This window comes from Paenibacillus sp. FSL H8-0317 (assembly GCF_045040685.1).
GTDB lineage: Bacteria > Bacillota > Bacilli > Paenibacillales > Paenibacillaceae > Paenibacillus.
The window spans coordinates 1,071,012-1,091,542 of the sequence record NZ_CP150294.1 but is presented as its reverse complement, the minus strand read 5'-3'; the positions used below and the strand labels follow the sequence as shown (position 1 = coordinate 1,091,542).

At 48.0% G+C, this 20,531-nt stretch carries 14 protein-coding genes; 4 read left to right on the top strand and 10 right to left on the bottom strand.

Annotated elements, in window-relative coordinates; all coding sequences use genetic code 11:
• Positions 1–11: 11 nt before the first annotated feature.
• The 3 genes from MHB43_RS04985 to MHB43_RS04975 are packed head-to-tail and all read right to left on the bottom strand — an operon-like array spanning position 12 to position 2,530.
• Positions 12–473 carry an SMI1/KNR4 family protein gene (locus MHB43_RS04985; protein WP_260632595.1) on the bottom strand — a complete coding sequence of 154 codons (462 nt, stop codon included), beginning with the start codon at positions 471–473 and terminating at the stop codon, positions 12–14.
• 41 nt (positions 474–514) lie between these two features.
• The gene (locus MHB43_RS04980) at positions 515–1,621 is read right to left on the bottom strand and encodes a low specificity L-threonine aldolase (protein ID WP_221818833.1); all 1,107 of its coding nucleotides are present in this window, start codon (positions 1,619–1,621) and stop codon (positions 515–517) included.
• Positions 1,622–1,669: 48 nt separating this feature from the next.
• Entirely contained in the window at positions 1,670–2,530 is an 861-nt protein-coding gene (locus MHB43_RS04975) for a LysR family transcriptional regulator (protein ID WP_405131478.1), read from the bottom strand.
• A gap of 181 nt (positions 2,531–2,711) precedes the next feature.
• On the opposite strand from MHB43_RS04975, the gene MHB43_RS04970 reads away from it, so the two are divergent.
• The 4 genes from MHB43_RS04970 (at position 2,712) to MHB43_RS04955 (ending at position 5,731) form a co-directional block, all read left to right on the top strand.
• Positions 2,712–3,701, top strand: coding sequence for a zinc-binding alcohol dehydrogenase family protein (locus tag MHB43_RS04970; RefSeq protein ID WP_405131477.1), 990 nt, complete (start codon positions 2,712–2,714; stop codon positions 3,699–3,701).
• 393 nt (positions 3,702–4,094) lie between these two features.
• Positions 4,095–4,313, top strand: a complete 219-nt coding sequence (locus tag MHB43_RS04965; protein WP_405131476.1) for a hypothetical protein — start codon at positions 4,095–4,097, stop codon at positions 4,311–4,313.
• Positions 4,314–4,540: 227 nt separating this feature from the next.
• Positions 4,541–4,798 (top strand): hypothetical protein, encoded by a 258-nt coding sequence (locus MHB43_RS04960; protein ID WP_405131475.1) that lies wholly within the window; start codon positions 4,541–4,543, stop codon positions 4,796–4,798.
• Positions 4,799–4,942: 144 nt separating this feature from the next.
• Positions 4,943–5,731: a formate/nitrite transporter family protein gene (locus MHB43_RS04955; protein ID WP_017690511.1), complete on the top strand. Its 789-nt coding sequence runs from the start codon at positions 4,943–4,945 to the stop codon at positions 5,729–5,731.
• A gap of 167 nt (positions 5,732–5,898) precedes the next feature.
• Here the strand turns inward: MHB43_RS04955 and MHB43_RS04950 are convergent, their stop codons facing one another.
• The 7 genes from MHB43_RS04950 to MHB43_RS04920 all read right to left on the bottom strand — a co-directional run bounded on the left by MHB43_RS04950 (position 5,899) and on the right by MHB43_RS04920 (position 20,517).
• Positions 5,899–6,885 carry a WXG100 family type VII secretion target gene (locus tag MHB43_RS04950; protein WP_221818828.1) on the bottom strand — a complete coding sequence of 329 codons (987 nt, stop codon included), beginning with the start codon at positions 6,883–6,885 and terminating at the stop codon, positions 5,899–5,901.
• Between the two features lie 69 nt (positions 6,886–6,954).
• Entirely contained in the window at positions 6,955–7,395 is a 441-nt protein-coding gene (locus MHB43_RS04945) for an acetyltransferase (protein ID WP_405131474.1), read from the bottom strand.
• Between the two features lie 154 nt (positions 7,396–7,549).
• A complete protein-coding gene (locus MHB43_RS04940) occupies positions 7,550–9,118 on the bottom strand; it encodes a glycoside hydrolase family 30 protein (protein ID WP_405132390.1) in 1,569 nt (522 codons plus the stop codon).
• 146 nt (positions 9,119–9,264) lie between these two features.
• A complete protein-coding gene (locus MHB43_RS04935; protein ID WP_405131473.1) occupies positions 9,265–11,964 on the bottom strand; it encodes a beta-glucosidase H in 2,700 nt (899 codons plus the stop codon).
• A gap of 662 nt (positions 11,965–12,626) precedes the next feature.
• Positions 12,627–17,597, bottom strand: a complete 4,971-nt coding sequence (locus tag MHB43_RS04930) for a DUF4132 domain-containing protein (protein WP_405131472.1) — start codon at positions 17,595–17,597, stop codon at positions 12,627–12,629.
• A gap of 24 nt (positions 17,598–17,621) precedes the next feature.
• A complete protein-coding gene (locus tag MHB43_RS04925; RefSeq protein ID WP_405131471.1) occupies positions 17,622–18,041 on the bottom strand; it encodes a hypothetical protein in 420 nt (139 codons plus the stop codon).
• Between the two features lie 343 nt (positions 18,042–18,384).
• The gene (locus tag MHB43_RS04920; protein ID WP_405131469.1) at positions 18,385–20,517 is read right to left on the bottom strand and encodes a molybdopterin oxidoreductase family protein; all 2,133 of its coding nucleotides are present in this window, start codon (positions 20,515–20,517) and stop codon (positions 18,385–18,387) included.
• Positions 20,518–20,531 lie beyond the last annotated feature (14 nt).

The window sequence follows — 20,531 nt, the reverse complement described above, 5'->3', positions numbered from 1 at the left end:
CCGTCTCCCTGTTAATTCATCTGTTCCTGCACCCAGATCGCAGACTCCGTAAGCATCGTCATTAAATCATTAAAATCTACCGCAATCTCTCGAATTGGCGTATCTCCTGCATCGTGGATCAACATCAGTATCTTGCCCGAGGGCTGATCCAACATAGCCATACTTCCTTCGCCAAATCCACCAATCGGGAACGGATTGAGATCATCCGACAGCTTGTACTCTTTCTTAACTTCACGGTAGATTTCCAGAAACTCAGGATATGCCCAATCCAGTTCTTTTGCTGAATACAAGGCAGGATCGCCGAAATTACATGCCCCGAATTCAAGCAAAAGTGCACGGTACGCTGCGGGCAATTGCACGTTATACTTTTGCTCAAAATTCTCAATGCTCTGTTGCGTTTCGGGCGTGCACCCTTCTCCCATTGTTGTATTGTAAGCTTTCACCAAAAGATCACGAATCGGTTCTAATTCCATCGACTTCACTTGAACTCCCCCTTTACATTAGAATCCGCTTGTTATCTCACCTGTTTACGCAACTCTTGGTCCAACCATTCCAGTGCTGCACGCAGCTTATCCTGGGGAATTTTCTCATAACGATCACCCGTAGACAATTCAAAGGCACAGCTGTTCCCACTCGTTTTGTTCAGATATGAAGTCATTCCTATGCCATACTGCTGAGCCATTTGCACCAGAATTGGTTCAACTTCGGCAGCAGCGAGCGCAAAGTGCACATGAAACATATTCGATACCGGTACCTCGGGTAACGTTTGTATCCCGTGACACGCATTCAGTAGGGAGGCGAATTCTTGAGCCTGCTCGTAATACAGTTCCATTTTGCCAATCCGCTCATTGTAATAATACTGAGAACTGAGAATGTACGGATACAGACCGATCAGATCTCCGCCGTGCCGACGTTTCCATACTTTCGATTCTTGCATCACATCCGGATCACCCGCCAATATAGCCCCCGCAATACCTCCAATGCCTTTGTAAAAGGAAACATACACCGTATCAAACAAACTGCAAATCTCCGCAGGCGTTTTCTGGTAATAGGGAGTAATCTCAAACAGGCGTGCCCCGTCCAGATGCAGCTTAATCCCGCGTTCACGACAATAGGCCGAGATCGCTTCCAACTCTTCATACGCTGGCAATTGCCCGCCAATCTCGCGTTGCGGCAGTTCCAACAGCAGACAGGCAATGTCCTCATCGAGCGCCTGTACATCTTGCAAACGAATCAAACGATCCTTGTCCGCAAGCAAAATTGATTCAATCTGATGCAGCTCTTTCAGTCCGTCTTCCTCATGGATTTCCAGATGACACAGAGGGTGGTAAGCTACTCGCTTTACTCCTTTGCGATCACACCAGATCCGTAATGCAATCTGCTGTGCCATCGTTCCACTTGGGAAAAATACCGCCGATTCCTTGCCAAGAACGTCAGCCATCTGTTGCTGAAACTCTTCAATAATGGGGCCGTTGCCGTAGTGATCACTGAACAACTCCCCATCAATCTGGCCCAATACGTTCTGAAGTACCTTCACTTGGCGACTGCCATGACCGCCCACAATAAAATCTACCTGATTAAAGGCATCAGCCAATGTTAACGTAGTATCCTCCAAAGTCATTCACTCCTTTATAGTGTTTGTTCAAAAATGGACTTTATGAACAACCTCTTATAGTTCTGGTACTGTAATAATCTCAACCAAAGCGCTGAGCGCACTAGATATATGTTCACCACGGGGATACACAAATCCTACTTCCAACCGGCAATAGGGATCGGGCAAAGACATCACCGCGATCTCTCCTCTTAATTCTGCTTTGGTAACCGAAGAACGTGGCAGCAATGATACACCGAGCCCGGCAGATACACCATTCAGAATCGTGTCCAGTGTTCCATATTCCATGATGTTAAGCGTGTGGATACCCTGATCTTTCAAAAAGGATTCCGCCTGATCGCGATGAGTGCATCCGATCTCAAAAAACAACATTGGCCTGGACAATAACGTGTACATCTCATGTACTCCAGGTTCAGCGATCAACACCAATTCCTCGTCATACATCTTCATATAGTTCAGCTCAGGATGGTCGATAGGACCATATATTAAGGCACCGTGCAATTCATGTTGAATGACCTTCTGGTTCAGTTCATGGGTCCCCCCCGTGACAAGCGAATGCTGTACTTCCGGGTAGCATGAAGTATATTCAGCCAAGAGCGGCGTCAGAAAAGTAGAATCTGCTGTCTCTATGGCACCTAGACGAAGCATCCCCGCTGGTGGGTTACCCACTTGTGTGGCCTGCTCTGCTTCATATAATAATTCCAATATTCTATCCGCATACCCAAGCAGGTTCTCTCCTGCTGGTGTAAGCGACATCCCCCGATTGGAACGATGAAATAGCGGTACTTGCAGTTGGGTCTCCAACTGTTTAATCCGTGCTGTTACATTGGACTGCACATAATTAAGTGAGAGCGCAGCTTTACTGATACTACCTTCGCGGGCAACCGCCTGAAATATTTTCAAATCACCTGCATCCATACCCTGATCACCTGCTCGTCGTTATATCGGCATTCTGCATCATCCGATTCATGCAAAGTGCCTATCTATTATTTTTAATGATACTGACAATCATTTTTGTTCATTTTACGTGAATCTGCTCCGTCTGTACAATGAGGCTCAGTAGTGAAATCTGGCTACATAGACAGGAGGAATATTGAATATGAAAGCCATTATCCATTCGGGCCAGAGTGGCCTTGCAGGTCTTCAATATACAGAGTCAATCTCTCGGGCACCAAAAGCCGGGGAAGTGCAGATTCAATTAAAATTCGCTGGAATCAACCATCGGGATCTATTCATCATGGCAGGACGCGGAACCCAGGACACCCCGCTCATTCCCGGTTCCGATGGAGCAGGTATTATCGTAGCGATTGGCGAAAGCGTAAGAGGGTTCGCGATAGGAGATGAAGTCATTATCCACCCTACGCTCGGTTGGGAACATGCATCTGAAGTGCCGACCGTACCCGATATTGTTGGTGGCCCTACGGATGGAACGCTGGCTCAATATATAACGTTGCCTGCTGCAAATGCCCTGCCTAAGCCAGCCCACCTATCCTGGGAGGAAGCTGGCGTGCTGCCCCTTTCAGCGCTGACGGCCTATCGCGCCTTATTCAATCGCGGTGTATTAAAGCAAGGTGAACATGTGCTCATTCCCGGTATTGGCGGTGGTGTTGCAACCTATGCCCTGCTCATGGCGGTAGCGGCTGGTGCCAAGGTGACCGTCACCTCCAGAAGTGACGCCAAAAGAAATGAAGCTCAGCGTTTGGGCGCTGCCCAGGCACTGGATAGTCATGCTGATTGGAGTAGGCAGAACGATCTGGAACCTGTGGACATCATCTTGGATAGCATCGGACAAGCCATGTTCCCAAAATATTTTGATATAATCAGACCAAGTGGACGTATCGTGATGTATGGTGCAAGCTCGGGGGATGATCTGACCCTACCGATTCGCTCTATCTTCTTCCCGCAGATTAGTCTAATCGGCACCTCTATGGGCAGCCGTGAGGATTTTATCCAGATGCTGCAATTCGTGGAGCACCATGATATAAACCCTGTAATTGATGGCGTATATCCATTGCAAGACGTAGCAAAAGCGTTCGAACGTATGGAAAACGGCGAGCAGTTTGGTAATCTGGCTATACGGATTGAATGACATCTATTCTCGATATGGGCCTTCATGAATTGTTGAAAATTGATTTACGATAATGGGGGAATCCGTCTGACCCGTCTAGTTAAACGTATACTAATTGTTCTTATTGCTATTATCATTGTGGCCCAAATTCCTATGTTAAAAGAAACCTTAGCCCGAGGAGTTACTACGTTATATGTGAAGATAAAGTATCCCGAACATTCCTTTCAATTCCAAGACTTCAACTACGAGTCTCATTTCGGGAACTATATCATTTCATATACTGATCAAGACGAACAACGCATTAGTCTGATGCTTGAGCCCAAATTTTTTCCGGTGCTCATTATATATGATCCATTGAATCAGCCCATGAAAGACTAGTTTGTTCACGCTATGAATCATTCAGGAGGTATCGATATGGACAATCCATTACATTTGGTAGAATTGGTTCGCAAACTGATGGACTCTGAAGGAACGGAAGCCGAGTTGGATGACATGTTGACGGAGCTACAACAGCAGGTTCCACATGCGGAGATCAGTAATCTGATTTTCTGGGATGAGCGAGACCTGACGCCTGAACAGATTGTGGAAGAAGCCTTGGCTTCCCGTCCAATCATTCTCCCGCCCAAGCCATAATATTCTTCAGGAGGTGAACGGTAGGATATGTCTGACTGTCTGATTTAAATCATAATAAAAACAATGAACACCCTGATTTTAACGAAATCAGCGGAGAAGAAAAACTACAGGCATTTCGTGATCTGATCGACCTAACCGATAATCACCTGACTCAGCAAGTTCTCGCTATTGGCATGGATACACATGAAGAGGATCTCATCCGTATCGAAGCTTGGCGGGCTTTAGGCATGGCGGGCTCCTCTGCTCTTCTGGGTGAAATCCTTCATGCTGCCGCGCAACTTGTTCGTGACTCAGAAGAAGATGAGGATATACAGAACTACGTCTTGCAAACTCTCGCTCTACTGCCCATCACAGAAGCCGAGATCCAATTGGCCCAGGAAGTTCTGGAGGGTAATGCCTACATATTAGTCAGAGGAGCGGCCTTTGTTATGCTTGTTGCACATCAACAAGTTAATGGTGCAGCATCTGCGTTAGAATCGCTTTAATCCGAACCTGATTTTGGCTCTTCTGCAATGCGGGTACTGCATTCGAATCAACGAAGTAATAATCAATAAACCAAGTTTAATCTCCCCAATTTCCATAATTTCGTTATAATGGTAAGCAAGACATCATGCTATTGGAGGAGAATTATGGAAACGGAAGCTTTACGCAACGTGGAACAACTAGCTTTGAAGAAACACAAGATATACAAACAAAGCTTAATCAGGTACCTTGCACGCTCCATGCTGGCCAGTATGTTTATCGGATTCGGCGTCATCGTGGCGTTTAAGACAGGTAACTTCTTTTATATGGAGCAGTCCCCGTTTACCTATCCGATGGCTGCAATTACGTTTGGTGCGGCCATCATTCTGATCGCCTACGGCGGGGGTGACCTGTTCACGGGCAATACGTTTTATTACACGTATGCGGCGCTGCGCAAGAAACTGCGCTGGTTTGAAGTGATCAAGCTGTGGATTGCGAGTTATAGCGGTAACCTGATGGGCGCAGCCGTGTTTGCCTTGTTAATCTATCTGACCGGGTTGTTCGACTCGTCTCAGGTGAATGGTTTTCTGTTAAGCGTGGTGGAGCATAAGATGGAAGTTCCAACCATGCAGCTCTTTTTCCGGGGCATCCTGTGTAACTGGCTTGTATGTATGGCGTTTTTTGTCCCGATGTTCATGAAGGAGAATGGAGCCAAAATGTTTGCCATGATGCTCTTTGTGTTCTGCTTCTTCATCTCGGGATATGAGCACAGCATCGCCAATATGTGTACGTTCGCGATTGCACTTGTGCTGAATCACCCAGGGACGATCTCATTTGAAGGTGTGCTTCACAACCTGGTTCCCGTGACCTTGGGTAATCTGGTGGGTGGTGTGCTGCTGATGGGCTTTATGTATTATGCGGTGAACAAACCGTTTCTGGATGAAGAGACACATTAATCTCTGGCAAAAAAAGATTCCCTTACAGCTCGGTCCTTCGACCGTGGCTGATCGGTAAGCCAAACCATAAACACCCCAGCAATCTTCCCATCTCAGGGAGAAGGTTGCCGGGGTGTTTCTTTACGGGCAGGCTCACGGATAAGCAGCCTGCCAATCCCATCCGTGGCTTAGAAGTAATCCCGCCACGGCGTATATTCAATATCGTTGTCGCCGCGCGTGACCACGATCATATTTTCCATTTTGCCCGTTTCCTTATTGGTACGGTAGATCATCGTACGTGTCTCGCCTTCTTCCGGCACAGAGAACAGGAACTTGTCCGCGACGAAGGAAGAACCCAGTCCAGTGGCATGTTCTGTAAAGGCAGAGCCTGTCTTGCTTGTGAGCAGCAGACCAATGCCGTAGGCTGTAGCCGTTTGTGCCACTTTGCCAAAGAGATGCTCGCCTTGACTGGTGGTGTGCGTTTGCTCCGAATACCTATACTTTTCCGTATCCTTGCTATAGTCCACCACATTGCCCTGTTTATCCAGACTGATGGTGGTCGTTTCGCCCTTATCGCTTTTTACCTGATACGTACCCACGATGGAATCCTCGGTGATTTTCACCGTTTTGCCCGTATTGGGGTCAGTCTGATAGATTACATCTTCATACTGAAGCCGAATGATGTTCATGCTGGCCTGAATCTGCTGCGCCAGTTCTTCGTCACCCATCTCTTTGGCTTTCTTCAGCATTTCCTCATAGTTCTGATATTTCTCGGCATCCTTCTCAGCCCATTCATCCATGTTCTTTGGTGGACCTGGCGTTTTGTCCAGATCATCGCCTTTATTTTTGCCCATGGTTGATAGCGCCCGCGCCGCAGTCAGCGCCGTCATGATTGCCTGGCTCACCGCCTCTTCATCTGTCGTGCGGAAACGCTCGGCAATCTTCTTAAGCTCCGACTGAATGGACAGAACCAGTTCCAGAACAGATTTCATCGTGCCTTGAGCCGTTGAATAATCGTTATAGAAGCGTTCCCGTTCCATGCCATCCCAGTTGCTGCGCATGACACTCATCTTGCCGTCCAATGTGGACATGAAGCCCGATAATTGCTGATGGGCCTGAGCGAACTGCCCACTGACCTTCTCCAGTTGTTCCGGTGTCACCTTGATCTGTGTCATCCTGCACACTCCTCTGCGTGTTCATTAACATCCTGTGGTCAACCAATGACGCTCTCTCTCAACCTGTTCCTATATGATCTCCAGATGCAACAGTGGAAACGGATTACCGGAACTATCCAATTCAGATCGCCCCATTTGTACAAATCCCATCTTTTCATAGAATCGGGCTGCCCCAGTATTCTGCTCATTAACATCCACCTTGAGGTGACGGCCTTTGATTTTGAAGGTATGGTTTATTAGCAGACGTCCCACACCCTGTCCGTGTTGGCTCGGATCTACAAATAACATCTCGATAAAGTTATCATCCACACCAATAAAACCCACGGGTTGTTGCTCCGTATTCAGCACTTCCCAAACCTCGACTTGCCTTTGTTGCAACACATCACTCACCACTTTTTTGTAGAACTGAATGTGATGCTCTTCCAAAAACGTATGGGTTGCCCGAACAGCACTCTCCCAGATCTCGACCAACTTGTCATGATCCTGTTCCCGATATGCAACGACTAACATGTCCAACGTATGCTCCTTTTCTAGTAAAAGTAAAAGGTTATGTAAAAGCCCGATCCTGGGATCGGACTTGTTTAACACTTCAAATTTGAAATAACTCAACGTTTATTTTATCATGTTCATCATTCAATCTGTACCCATAATTTCCAATCATGAGTCAACGTTCTCCCTCCGTTTTTGGCTTCCAACGGAAGGTTGCTGCCGATTGGGAAGGCAGTATATATCGAAACGAATCTCCATCTATGAGTACATCAAAGGAAACTTCTGCCTCACCCGTGTTAGCTGCAACCAGCACCAACGTTCCATCCGGATTGCGGAAGGTTACGTTCTCGAGCTGGCCCTGTTCTTGCGTGGAATCAACTCTCACAGCTCCCGGACGTACATAACGGCTGATGTGACCCATAGCATAATACTCGACATTTCTCGTGATTTCATCACGCTCCGGGTCAATCGTCACAACCCCGCGACAGTTCTCACAGCCACCGTTCGTGGGTCCACCTTGCGGATCGAGTGCGATGTTCCAGAGCAGCACATTTTTCGCCCAGTTGCGAGGTGCACCAATAATGAGATTGGACATCTGCCAGCTCAGATTCTCGCCAAAATCAGGACTCCACTCCCCACCACTACATTCGGTAAAATAGATATTTTTGTCCGGGAAGCGCTCATGCACTTCCGACATGACCGATGGATCACCTGCATAACAGTGGAAAGCAGATCCATCGATATAGGCAGCAGCCTGTTCATCACCAATCACCTTGCTGGTATATTCGACCGCCTGATCCCAGTTATGATCATACGCGATGATTCGCGTATCCAGTCCCGCGTCCTGTAGCGCAGGGCCAAGATAATCCCGTATGAACATCGCTTGTTCTTCGGCGCCCATACTCATACTTGGATATTTATTCGATGTGAACTCCGGTTCATTTTGCAACGTGATCCCGTAGATGGGAATGCCCTTTGTCTGATAAGCTTTGATATATTTCACAAAATATCTTGCGTACGCTTCGTATACCTGGGGGTCGTTGTAATCCAGATACCAGCCGTTTGTGGTCTTCTCCCCATACTTCATCCAGGCCGGGGCCGTCCACGGGGTGCCCAGCACTTTAAGATCCGGTTTCAAACCAGCTACACGCTCCAGCATATTCACGACTTCCTGATCCTTTTCGATCGAAAAGTGTTCCATGTCATAATCCGTGCCGGACTCGATATCATCATAGGTATAACTTGAAGCCGCGCCTGATTCATCTACCGAATAATCGGAGGCACCAATGGTGTGACGCACCATATCCATGTTCAGTCCTTCTGTGGAGAACATCTCCTTGAGTAATTGTTCTTGCTGCTCCTCTGGAAGCTGATTAATCAGATGTGCCGACGAACCCGTCATCGCTGCGCCAAATCCATCCATGGTCTGATACGTCTTGTCCGAATCAATCTGTATGGTGAACGCCAACGAAGACTTGTCTGACTCCTGCGTTGAAGAAACTGAAGAACTTATATCTGCATCATGGTGATCGGTAATTGGAATGGGCTTCTGTGGCGTAAGCAGATTTTGCTGATCTCCCGTGGTTAACCAGACTTCGGCCGTTCTCTGCTTATCCACAACCGGTGGCGGAGCGGGTTGTTCACTTCGGTTGAAGATAAGCCCGATTCCTATACCGATACAACAAATAGCTGCGATCAACAGGATCATCCATCGTTTGGGATGCTCTCGCCAGCCTATGTTCATCACGCTTCACTCTCCTTTCATTGTGGAAAAAGCCGCGGCCAATAGGCCACGACTCAATTTCCTAATCTATATAAAGTAGAACCAACTGCATTTGACGCTAATAAATTCACTGGGATAACAACCTTCCAATCTCCCAGATTGCAGTTTTATTTACCAGACTTGCTTCCGATATTCACACTGCCTGTCAGACGAATATCATCCGATGCACTGCCGACATACACTTGAACTTTACCCTTAGGCATTACCCATTCATGTGATGCTTCATCCCAATAGGACAGTGCGCTGCGATCCAGTTGAATATTGACCCGCTGCTGCTTGCCTGCTTTGAGATCAACCTTCGCCCAACCAGCAAGTTGTTTCTTCGGAGTCTCGACTTTGGTTGGCAGATTGCCAACATAGACCTGTACAACTTCTGCACCGGAAACTTTACCGGTATTACGCAGGTTAAGGGATACTTCTACGGTTTCCTTATCACCTTTGCCAATGTTTTTCACATGCAGATTACGATAATTAAAATCGGTATACGACAGCCCGTGTCCAAAGGCAAACGCCGGTGTCATGCCTTCTTTGTCATATCCTTTATACCCTACAAAGATACCCTCGGAATAGTTGCCCACCCCGTTCACACCCGGGAATTGTTCCGCAGTGGATACCGGGGTCTGGGAATCATCTGATGGGAACGTCACCGGCAACTTACCGGATGGATTCACATCACCAAACAGCACACGTGCCACTGCATTACCTTGTTCCTGACCTGCATACCAAGCCTGAACGATGGATGGCACTTCTTTTTGCCAGGAGTCCATTTCAACAGCGCGACCACTCATTTGCACCACAATCGTTTTTGGATTGGCTGCTGCTACCTTGCGGATCAGCTGCTCCTGGTTATTCGGCAGCTCCAGGTCGGAACGGTCGACGTAACCTTCACTGTCATACGTACGAGTTACCACGACGGCAACATCGGATTTTTTCGCCAGATCAACTGCTTTTTGCATTTTGATATCCACAGCGTCTTCTCGAGCTTCCCAGCCAAAACGAACCTGTGCACCCATATCATGATTAGTCTGTACCGGGAAATCCGTACGATACTCAATTCGAATATTGTGGGACTCGCCTTCTTTGAATGTGATTTCTTTCTTTGTTGTACTCAATGTTTCACCTTGATTGTCTACGAGTAACTCATCATCCACATACAGTTTCGCAGAACCCAGACTGGTCAGAGACAGTTTGTAATCACCTGTTTGAGGTGCTGTGATCGCCCCTGTCCAACGAGCAGACATCTTGGCATTGAACTTCGTTGGTGTCACTGGAAGCTTGGAAGATTGTGCGTTAAAACCTTCATAGTTGTAGAATCCAAGATTCATGTTGACCTGATGATCTGTACGGACCAGAGAAGGATTGCCTTCCATATCTTTGTTTGTCCAGTATTCGGCACGCAATCCGTTTTTCGCATTGTCTGAACCACTTTCGTTAGCACCCGCTGGAGACAAGAGCGTGGATGGTACCGCGGACGGTCCATTAAATGCATCCCCTGCGGAGATAGGATCGGTTCCGGCAGCATATTTTACATCCACACCGTTACCGGCACGGTTACGAATGCCTTGCAGCGGACTTACAGTATACGTCGGATTAACCAGACTGCTGCCTCCACCAGCAGCAGATGCGTTATCTGCATCCGGACCGATGACAGCGATGGATTTCACGTTTTTCTTGGACAGCGGCAGCACATTATCGTTGTTTTGCAAAAGAACCATGCTCTCTTCTGCAATTTCACGTGCCTGTTTGCCGTCTTTCTTGGCATTGATTTGTGTATTCGTTACAGGGTTATCAAACAGCCCTTTATCGAACATTTGAAGCAAAATGCGTCTAACCTTCTCATCAATGGTTTGCTCGCTGACTTCGCCATTGTTCACGGCTTCCAGCAATTTGTCTCCCCATTTGCCGTAAGGCTCTCCCGGTGTCTCCAGATCCAGACCCGCATTGGCGGATTTGGCTGTGCTGAAGTTTGCACCGTAGTCACTCATGACAAACCCTTCGAAGCCAAACTGATCCCGAAGGACATTGGTCAGCATCTCCTTGTTCTCACAAGCATATGTACCGTTCACCTGGTTAAATGAACACATTGCTGAACCAAGATCCGCTTTTTCGACCATCGCCTGGAACGGACGTGCATAGACTTCCTGAATGGTACGTTCGCTGGCTGTTGCATTGGTCGTGAAACGTTCCGTCTCCTGGTTGTTCAGGATATAGTGTTTCGCTGTAGCGATAACCGGATTACTTTGAATCCCATTCACATACGCTGCACCCATACCGGAAGCCAATAGCGGATCTTCACCCAGGGATTCGAAGTTCCGGGAACCCCATGGTGTACGTGCAATATCCAGTCCAGGGCCGAGCACTACATTATGTGTTGTATCATGTGCTTCCTGACCGATCAAATCGCCATATTTCTTGGCAAGATTGGTATCCCAGGAAGCAGCAAGCGCGATGGGTGCAGGCAATGCCGTGGACTTTTTGTCCTGCACATCCGGGTTAGCCACACGTACCCCTGCAGGTCCATCTGCCATCTGTAATGCCGAAATGCCGAGGCGCTCCAATCCATCATTATAGAAACCATAATAGTTATTTACTTTACCAGTTACGAATCCAACTTTCTCCTCCAGCGTCATCTCCTTGAGCAGCAGCTCGGTGCGTTCTTCCGCAGATAGAGATGTGTTCATCCATGGCCGATCAGTCCCGGATTCCGCCTCCGCGGCGAAGGCGTGTAGCGGCATAGCCGCAACCGCCACGATGATTAATAACATAAACCATCGTTTGAGGAAAATCAGATTGAGTCTTCTGTTCATGTTGTAAGCTCTCCTTCTCTCTTGATCATTTTTCTTGTGCACACATTGAATACATGTATACAAGGGAATGCAAACTGGCTTGATCCCAGTCTTTCAAGCATTCAGGTCGTCCTGCACATGGCTTCCGAAACTGCAGCCTGCAAGCAAGTCAGCAGATTTCGCTTCCTAACGATAGCCGACATGATCATGAATTACATCCCCTTAAATTTGGTAAATGATCGATAAGAACAAGCCTAGTTCTTTGGAATCACCACATTAAAAATTCAGATAACAAGATAAGAAAACGAATTATTTACATTTCCGTAACTACTTTAGAACAGATTCTTTACTTTTAAAAACAGTCGGTTCGACCCACTCCCGTTCAACCAATTAATGCAATTAATTATCAGATTAAGGAATATACCCACACACCCTGGGTCCTAAGTCTATTTGAAAACGGAACCAATCCGGTCCATTGAAATATCCAAAAATATAAAAGCAACTGAAGTCCCTTTTAACAGGTTCCTCCGTTGCCTTTATGTTTGGATTTCTCCATATTGTTCACTCCGTCCATGATTATTTGTTCTACACTCGTTATATTGAGATTCGGAGTTACATTGAAAATCGGGGTTACAAATAAAAAAACCGCCCCACGGGGCGGTTTAAATCTAGTTCGTTCATTTCTAATTCTGTAACTGTGCAAGAATCTGCGGGTCCTTGATCTTTTTGTCATCGGCGAGCAACATCACCTTGGACAGAATCTCAGCTGTTCTCGGATCTTCATCGAGGAATGGCAGGAAGATTCGCCCCCGATGCTGACTGTGCACCGGTACGATATGAAGTGCACCTGTGGCTTGTTTGAACACATTACCACTCCCCAGATGAACAGCATACTCACCCAATTCACCATCAATTCGTGCGTAATTCCCGTCCAGACGTACATTGTCGATCTTCAGCAGACGCAACGACTCGTTCACAATGACATGGCGCATCTCGATTGTTGTCAGGCTGGCTTCCGGATCTACGCCTCCTACATGTGCAACGCTGACCACCAGATCGATATCACGCATGACTTCGGAGAAGAACGTCAGCGGCACATCTTGCAGCGCTACCGGTTTGTAGCTCTTGCGATCGTAGAACTGTACCGTCTCCAAGGTAGGTGCCTCGGTATCTGCTGGTGAGAACCAATCTGCCATGGCATAGAGATTTGCGATCAGATTGTGCTCGTAGCTTACCTTCTGCAAACCCTCTTCATAACTGACTGTCCATTGGCGTCCTTTAAGCAGCGCCACTGCTTTTTTCGGTTGAATCTGATACCCGGCATATCGGCGGGACACCGTACCATTAGCCAATTCGTCCTCGTTAGGAAGATACAGCTCACGGAATACCTGCTTGAACGGCTGACGCTCCTGACGGGTGAACAGATCCCGCTGGAATTCACTCCAGCTTCCGTTCTGATACAGATGAAGCGGGTGAGCTATCAAAAGTTTATCTTGTTCCGCTAATGCATGGATCGTACCCTCCAGCCCTGGAGCAACCAAACCACTGGACGATACATCGAATCTTCCCGTCTTGTCACCTGACTGGAATACAAGTGTTCTTACCAGCGGATGTATAACCGGATTTTGCATCAGACTCGCAATTTCCTCACGTGTAAAGGATGTTCCAGCAGTCATCGAACGTTCCAATTCCTGCCTTGCCCGGCGATATTGATCCACCAGATCCGATTTTAGCTCTTTCAGTTCAGCGATATATCCATCTTTTTTGAACCGGGCAGGTATAGACTTGAGTGTCTTGCCTTTGCTAACGATGACCATCTCGGGTTGGCCTTCCTCATCAATGACCAATTGCGCTGTTGTGTCAGCATCCAATGCATGAGGTTCAAAGAAGGATTTCATCTCATCCAACTTGCGTGCTTCCATGTCCCACATCAACCGCGTAACATCGGCATAACCTGCATTACGAGCAAGGTTGCCCAGTGCAATCTGTGATGCCACACCTTCACTGGCACGGCGTTGTGCACCGAATTGTTTGCTCTGCATCAGGAACTTCTGAATGAAGTCGTATCGCTCATGCAGATCCTGTTCGCGATTTACAGCGAATGGAATCAGGCTATAGGTTAACAAATGATCCTTGTTTCGCTTATCTGACACGGACTCTCGCATGTCGTCCAGACGAAGCTTGCCAAGTGCAGCATCTGCAAACAACTGGGATCTGCGGTGGTTAGATCCCCCGGAAATGTACTTGGCGCAATCGTATAACAGATTGAACCGTTCCTCCCCGACAGCAGCATAGGCTTCTTCAAACCATGCGATATCAAACGCACCTTCATTAAAGTCCTGTGGTGAGATTGGAGAATAGTGGGCCACGATGGTTTCTTTCTCCGCAGTAAAGCGTTCATTAATATGAGCATGGAAGTACCAAGCTGCACTGCGTAGACCTTCCCATCCCAGATGTTTCGCTACAATCTCCATCCACTGCGGGGCGTACATGGCTGCTTCCAGCAATTTTTTCTCATTCACCGGATACTTCTGGAGCAACTCTCCAAGCCGCTTCTCGTCCTCTCCATCCCGCGGATGACAATTCTGAATCAGATAGCTGAACGTCTCTTTACGTGTTGTATTGTCTCCATAGCTATAGATATATCCACGGACAAATGTATCCTGATCCATCGCAGAGACCAGATGTACCCAGTGTTCCATGCCTTCAATTCGATCCAGTTTCATGGCAAGTGTGCTTACTTCTGTAGAGAGTTCTCCCCGGGTCAGCTCAATCTCCAGAATGCGATCGACCACCGCATCTCGCAATTGAACAAGCTTCGGATCACTCGCAATCATTTCTGTACGAGTGGATGTTAAGTCCCGAATAAACAACAGACGATTCCCACCGACCAGCACCTGTCGATATATCTCTTGATCATCAATCAGGTTCAACTGGTACGCACGCAGGAAATCTTCAAGTGACAGTAAAGACAGCGGTTGACTACTCTCTACAAGACTGGTGAACTGGTAAGCTGTCTGGAAGAAACGTTTGAAGCTGTTATCGTCATGGATTTTGCCCCGAACTACATAATTCCAAGGTCCAGTCAGAATATGAAGCATGCCTGACTCTTTTTCGAGTCGATCAGCAGGCATACTCGCGATGATGGAGGCCCAGGTTTTCTCAGCTATCTCAAACGTATCGATCGGATCGCTATCCAGAAATGCCGCCGATATCAGTGCCACTACCTGATCATTATACGTTAACGAATCCAGCATCTGCTGCAGCTTTTCGATGTCATCCAGAGGATAGATCTTTTCAGCAAACGACTTGCGCCAGCCTTCCAATAACGGAATCTTATGCAATTCGTCATAGTCATACTGCTCACGGAAATAACTGTAATGGTCGCTCAAATTGCCATTGAACTCCCGGAGCTGTATAGCCATGTATAGCTGCATCAGTTCCACACTGCTGAACTCGGCATGTTGAATATAGTTCTCCCATACGTCATGAAGCGGGAACTGTTCCATCTGCTTCATTTCATTCCGCTCTCCATATGGAACCTTGGAGCGAAGACTCGCTCCGACTAACAATGTGTCTTTATAGCCAGCGTAGTATTCCACTTCATACTCATAATCCCTGTGTTCATGCACTAATTCACTAAGTCCCTCCAGAAATGGTCTGGTCTTATCCAGAGAGAGTGTAAAGATATCCTTCGGATTATGGCCCTTGAGATCACGCTTCTCATCCAGTAATGGCTCACGTCGCTTCGGATCAAATAAACCAAATCCATTAGAGGCTGTGTAACGACTCCCCTGATCGGTCAGCTTATCCAGTAGTTTCTGTTCCTTGGCAGTGGGTGTCTCAATCAGCTGCGCCAATGGCTGCAATTGCTCCTGCTGATCTATCCGCTCTGGATCTGCCGCAATCTCAGTCAGTAGTTCGAGCGCGCCCAGACGCTGCAGTTCACTCTTGGCTTGCAAAAGTCGCTTCAGTGAGACCGTCAATTGGTCCACGGGTTGCAGTAACAGTACATGGATGACCTTCTGACGAAGTGAGCCCGTCTTGAGCTTCATCAACGCCTCCATCTGTTTCATCTCATCAACCGTCAACGTGAGCAGCTTCGCCTTGGCGAGTGCACTCTCCCGATTACTGATGCTTTTATCAGACAAGCTCTCAAACACAAATTGTCTTTGCACCTCATTCTCGGGATGCTGAACAAACTGGGACAGCAGTTCTCCGCGTAGTTCCGGGCTTAATCGGTCCTTGATTGCAATAACTTCACCAATCCATTCCGGGTTCATATCATAGGCGGCCAGATATAACATTTTCTTGACTACATCATCCGTATCAATCCGGTAGTGAACATACTCAAGTACACCCGATGGTCCACCTGACCCGCCTTTGGGAATGGCAGACAGCATCTGTTTGAACCGATCAAAGTCCTGACGCCGCAAGGCCTTATCTCCCAGAGCAGGCAATGGCCACACGTAGACGCTACGCTGATTCTCTCCATTCTCAAAACTCCAGTTGTACATATACATCGCATCATAGTTGGTCACAATCCAGTGGATCAACTCGGTATCCTGCGCCTCCAGATAACGACGTGCAATGTCCAAACGCAGCTCTCTGTTCTGGCTGTTAGCCAGTACGTATTGGGCAACAATCTTCTGATATAACTGACCTTGATCCATAATCTCGATTATCTTGCTCTTCAATTCCTTCTCTTCAATGACCGCTGTCGCCCACAGACTGATAAAGAGTTTGTTGGCGTTTGCTTCCTGCTGCCAGGCCTCGCGTACTTCTGGTTGCACAAGCGTCTGATATGCTTGTTCAATCAACTGTGCGGCAATACGCTGGTTGGCTGCTTCTATGCCGATCCCCGTCCATACGGCGAGTGCTCTTACCACGGAACTGAAACGAATCAGGTTGTTGTCGATAATGATTTTTAATATGTAAATATAGGCTTCCAGTGTCCCTTCATCCATCCGCTCCACAATGCTTTGGCGCAGCCCTTCCTGCAACCTTGCTGCAACGAGCAGCTCACCCACCATCTGATAGGCATCCGCCTGATCGCTCATGAATATGCCTTTGATCATTTCATGGGTTAACAGTGCAGTCTGATTGTCACCATAGATAATATCGTGCAGTGCCTGCTTCATATCCCCGCCCACATGGTCCAGTTCATATGCAATGCAATCCGGCAATACCGAACGGATCTCATGCAGATAATCCAGCTTGTACTCACGAAGTGACACATATTCTTCTAGGGAGAAATTTTTCATTTCCATTCGGAACAATCCCATCAGTTTGCGAATGACCTGTTCTACATGCTGCTCCGGATCAGATGTGCGGAAAGGCCGGCGTTCATAGTTGTTACTGTATGGGAAACGAGTCGCACGCTCTGCAATATAACGGAATCGTGCAACCAATGACTCGCTCGCCAGATGCTGGAGCACATCCAACAGTGGTTCGAATAATGGTTTCTGCGTTTCTACAGCCAGCCTTCCAAGCAGCTTATCAGTATTCAAAAACATCTTTTCGTCTCCACGCAAATACGTAGACCCGGCGATCTCCACAACATAGCCTGCCAGCTCAAGCTGTACCCCTGTCAACGACTTGGCTCTTTCCTGCAATCCATCCATGTACACCTGTACTTGCTCTTCCTGATTCATCCTGTTCTCCTCCTTCATTGCTCTCTACCAAAGACGTCCCGCAAGCATTGTAAAACGGATAAACACCACGTTATCTCCGTCTTTTACAACAAGTGACTCATCCAGTTCCTGCAATTCTTCATCGTTGAGAAACACTTTGTACAACCCATCCTCATAGGCGGTTATCGCTGTCTCCATCGCAACATTCAGATCTGGAACGCCCTCATTGTATACTGCGCCAAACCCAACTTTCCCCGCCGCTCCCTGCACCTCAATCTCATCCGGCATCAGGTAGGCGAGCAGTTCTGACTGTTTCTTCTTGTCCTGAAGCGCTTTTACTTGCAGAGCCACCATATTCTCAATGAGCTGCCTTAACGTATGAGTTGTTTCCGGAAGTTCAGCAGCTTGCTTGGCAAGTACCGGCTTGCGTTTGCCCAGACTTTTTACCGTTATCCATACGTTCACTGTCTTGCCCCCTCTGTCCTGCCCTATTTGAAGAAGCTTCCATAAGCCCCGATATCTATACCACAATGCGGAATAACCTAAACTCGAAGTGACGATCTGTCTCTAAATAAAATATAAAATACGTACATATGTACCCCTAATGAACATCATAACTAAAATTCAATCCATATTCATGAGCCAATCCTCATGTTTACGTGGAACCACGGAACTATGGCCTACTTGCGTACATATACGCAAAAAAAGCCGCACAGTCTCATATAAATATGGACTGCGCAGCCGCTAAGCTAATATTAGAACAGTTTATGTCGCCTGAGAACCTTTAATAAATTGAAACCTGTATGAATCATCTCGCCAGACGCAGCGGTCGAATGGTTACAGCAGCTGTCTTGAAGCCAGGCATCCGGCAGAACGGGTCCAGTTCCGGTCGGGTGGCCCGATTCACATTCTGAATGCCGCCCCAATGCATCGGCACGAACAAGGTATCCTCTCGAATGGAATCCTTGATGCGCGAACGAACCGTGAAGCTTCCATACGTCGATTGAATCTCTACCCACTCTCCATCGTGAATACGATAACGGGCAGCGGTAGCCGAGTGAAGTTCAACAAAGTTCTCCAATTCACGAGCTGCCAATGCCGGACTTCGATGTGTCTGCACCCCTGTAAGATAATGAGGCAGCACACGCCCATTGGTGAGAATTAGGGGGAATTTCGGCGATATATCATTCCAGCCCGGGCTGGATTCAAATGTGAATGCCGCTTTGCCGTCCGGGTGAGCGAATCGTTCACCGAACAGCAGTCCTTCTCCCTGATCCTCCAGGGCAGAACACGGCCAGTATACCCCTTTCCCGTTACGCAAACGCTCATAGGTAATGCCATAGTAATCAGCCACTCCGCCGCGGCTCGCCACCCGAAGCTCATTAAAGATATCCTCAGCATTGTCATATTCAAAGTAAGAAGCTTTACCCAATTGTGCGGCAATCCGGCATAATATATCCCAATCATCAAGCGTTTCTCCCGGCGCAGGTCGCCCCTGTTCACGGAGCAGAACACGCCCCTCCAGATTGGTCAGTGTACCTTCATTCTCCATATAAGATGTAACCGGCAGAACCAGATCAGCCATGCGCGCTGTCTCCGACAGAAACATATCTGCCACGATCAGAAAGTCCAGCTTGCGCAGACCTTCTTCCACCAAACGCACATTGGGATTGGAGACGACCGGGTTGGAGCCCATTACGAGCAACGCCCGAATCTCCTGCTCATGGACCTTCTCCATCATCTCGTAGGCGGACACCCCTTTGCCTGGCAAACTTGCAGGGTCCACACCCCAGACGGTTGCCACATAGGCACGATCAGCTTCATTTTCAATAGATCGATAGCCCGGCAGCTGGTCAGCCTTCTGCCCATGCTCCCGTCCGCCTTGCCCGTTCCCCTGACCTGTGATTGCACCATATCCACAGCCTTCTCGGCCGATTTTGCCAGTCGCGAGCACCAGGTTCAGAAAGTGCCTGACGGCCATATGTCCATCTGTCTGCTGCTCCACACCACGTGCTGTCATGATCATGCCTGTCTCTGCCTCACCGTAAGCCATCGCTGCCTGACGAATCAGCGCCAGATCAACCCCGCACGTTTGTGCCGCCAGTTCGAGTTGCAAATCAGCCAACCCTTGTATCAATTGGTCGTAACCGTGCGTTCGTTCGCCTATAAAATGAGGGTCCACCAATCCGGCATCCATAATCACCTTCAACATGCTATCTGCCAGCAGAGCATCCATGCCAGGCTTCACCTGCAAATGAAGGTCGGCAATGGCAGCGGTTGCCGTCTTGCGTGGATCAATAACAATAATGAAGGCTCCGTTCTCCTTCGCCTGATTAAAGTATGGCAGAAGAGTAGGTTGGCATTCTGCAATATTGGTACCTGCAAGTACAATGCAGCCTGCCTTGGGAATATCGGACAGACGGAACGTCAATCCACGATCCATCCCGAACACTTTACTGCCAGCTGAAGCCGCAGCTGACATGCAGAACCGTCCATTATAGTCGATATATTTTGTCCCCAATGCAACTCTGGCGAACTTGCCGAGCAGATAGGCTGTTTCATTTGTCAAAGATCCGCCTCCGTAGACTCCGACTGTATCTGCTCCGTATGAATCTTTCAAGTCCAGAAACCGCTCTGCGATGGTCTGAATGGCCTCCTCCCAGGAACAGGATTCAAGCTCGCCATTGCGACGAATGAGCGGATGCATTAATCGTTGACCACTGAGCGCATGTTGATGAGCATTCATACCCTTCACACACAACCTGCCCTGGGAGGCTTCATTCGGAACACCCTGAACCGTATACTCACCACGACGCTGGCCCGCAACAGGTGCAGCCAATTCTTCAACAGTCATCTTGCACTGCACACTACAATACGGACACTGGGTTTCCTTTACATAGAGCTTGGAGGCTGTTGGTTCTGAACTCACGGATAATCCCATCTTTCCATCCCCGC

Bases quoted from the DNA above. Each gene is read 5' to 3' on its own strand.
- MHB43_RS04985 (WP_260632595.1), bottom strand. From the start codon at position 473: ATGGAATTAGAACCGATTCGTGATCTTTTGGTGAAAGCTTACAATACA.
- MHB43_RS04980 (WP_221818833.1), bottom strand. From the start codon at position 1,621: ATGACTTTGGAGGATACTACGTTAACATTGGCTGATGCCTTTAATCAG.
- MHB43_RS04975 (WP_405131478.1), bottom strand. From the start codon at position 2,530: ATGGATGCAGGTGATTTGAAAATATTTCAGGCGGTTGCCCGCGAAGGT.
- MHB43_RS04970 (WP_405131477.1), top strand. From the start codon at position 2,712: ATGAAAGCCATTATCCATTCGGGCCAGAGTGGCCTTGCAGGTCTTCAA.
- MHB43_RS04965 (WP_405131476.1), top strand. From the start codon at position 4,095: ATGGACAATCCATTACATTTGGTAGAATTGGTTCGCAAACTGATGGAC.
- MHB43_RS04960 (WP_405131475.1), top strand. From the start codon at position 4,541: ATGGCGGGCTCCTCTGCTCTTCTGGGTGAAATCCTTCATGCTGCCGCG.
- MHB43_RS04955 (WP_017690511.1), top strand. From the start codon at position 4,943: ATGGAAACGGAAGCTTTACGCAACGTGGAACAACTAGCTTTGAAGAAA.
- MHB43_RS04950 (WP_221818828.1), bottom strand. From the start codon at position 6,885: ATGACACAGATCAAGGTGACACCGGAACAACTGGAGAAGGTCAGTGGG.
- MHB43_RS04945 (WP_405131474.1), bottom strand. From the start codon at position 7,395: ATGTTAGTCGTTGCATATCGGGAACAGGATCATGACAAGTTGGTCGAG.
- MHB43_RS04940 (WP_405132390.1), bottom strand. From the start codon at position 9,118: ATGAACATAGGCTGGCGAGAGCATCCCAAACGATGGATGATCCTGTTG.
- MHB43_RS04935 (WP_405131473.1), bottom strand. From the start codon at position 11,964: ATGAACAGAAGACTCAATCTGATTTTCCTCAAACGATGGTTTATGTTA.
- MHB43_RS04930 (WP_405131472.1), bottom strand. From the start codon at position 17,597: ATGAATCAGGAAGAGCAAGTACAGGTGTACATGGATGGATTGCAGGAA.
- MHB43_RS04920 (WP_405131469.1), bottom strand. From the start codon at position 20,517: ATGGGATTATCCGTGAGTTCAGAACCAACAGCCTCCAAGCTCTATGTA.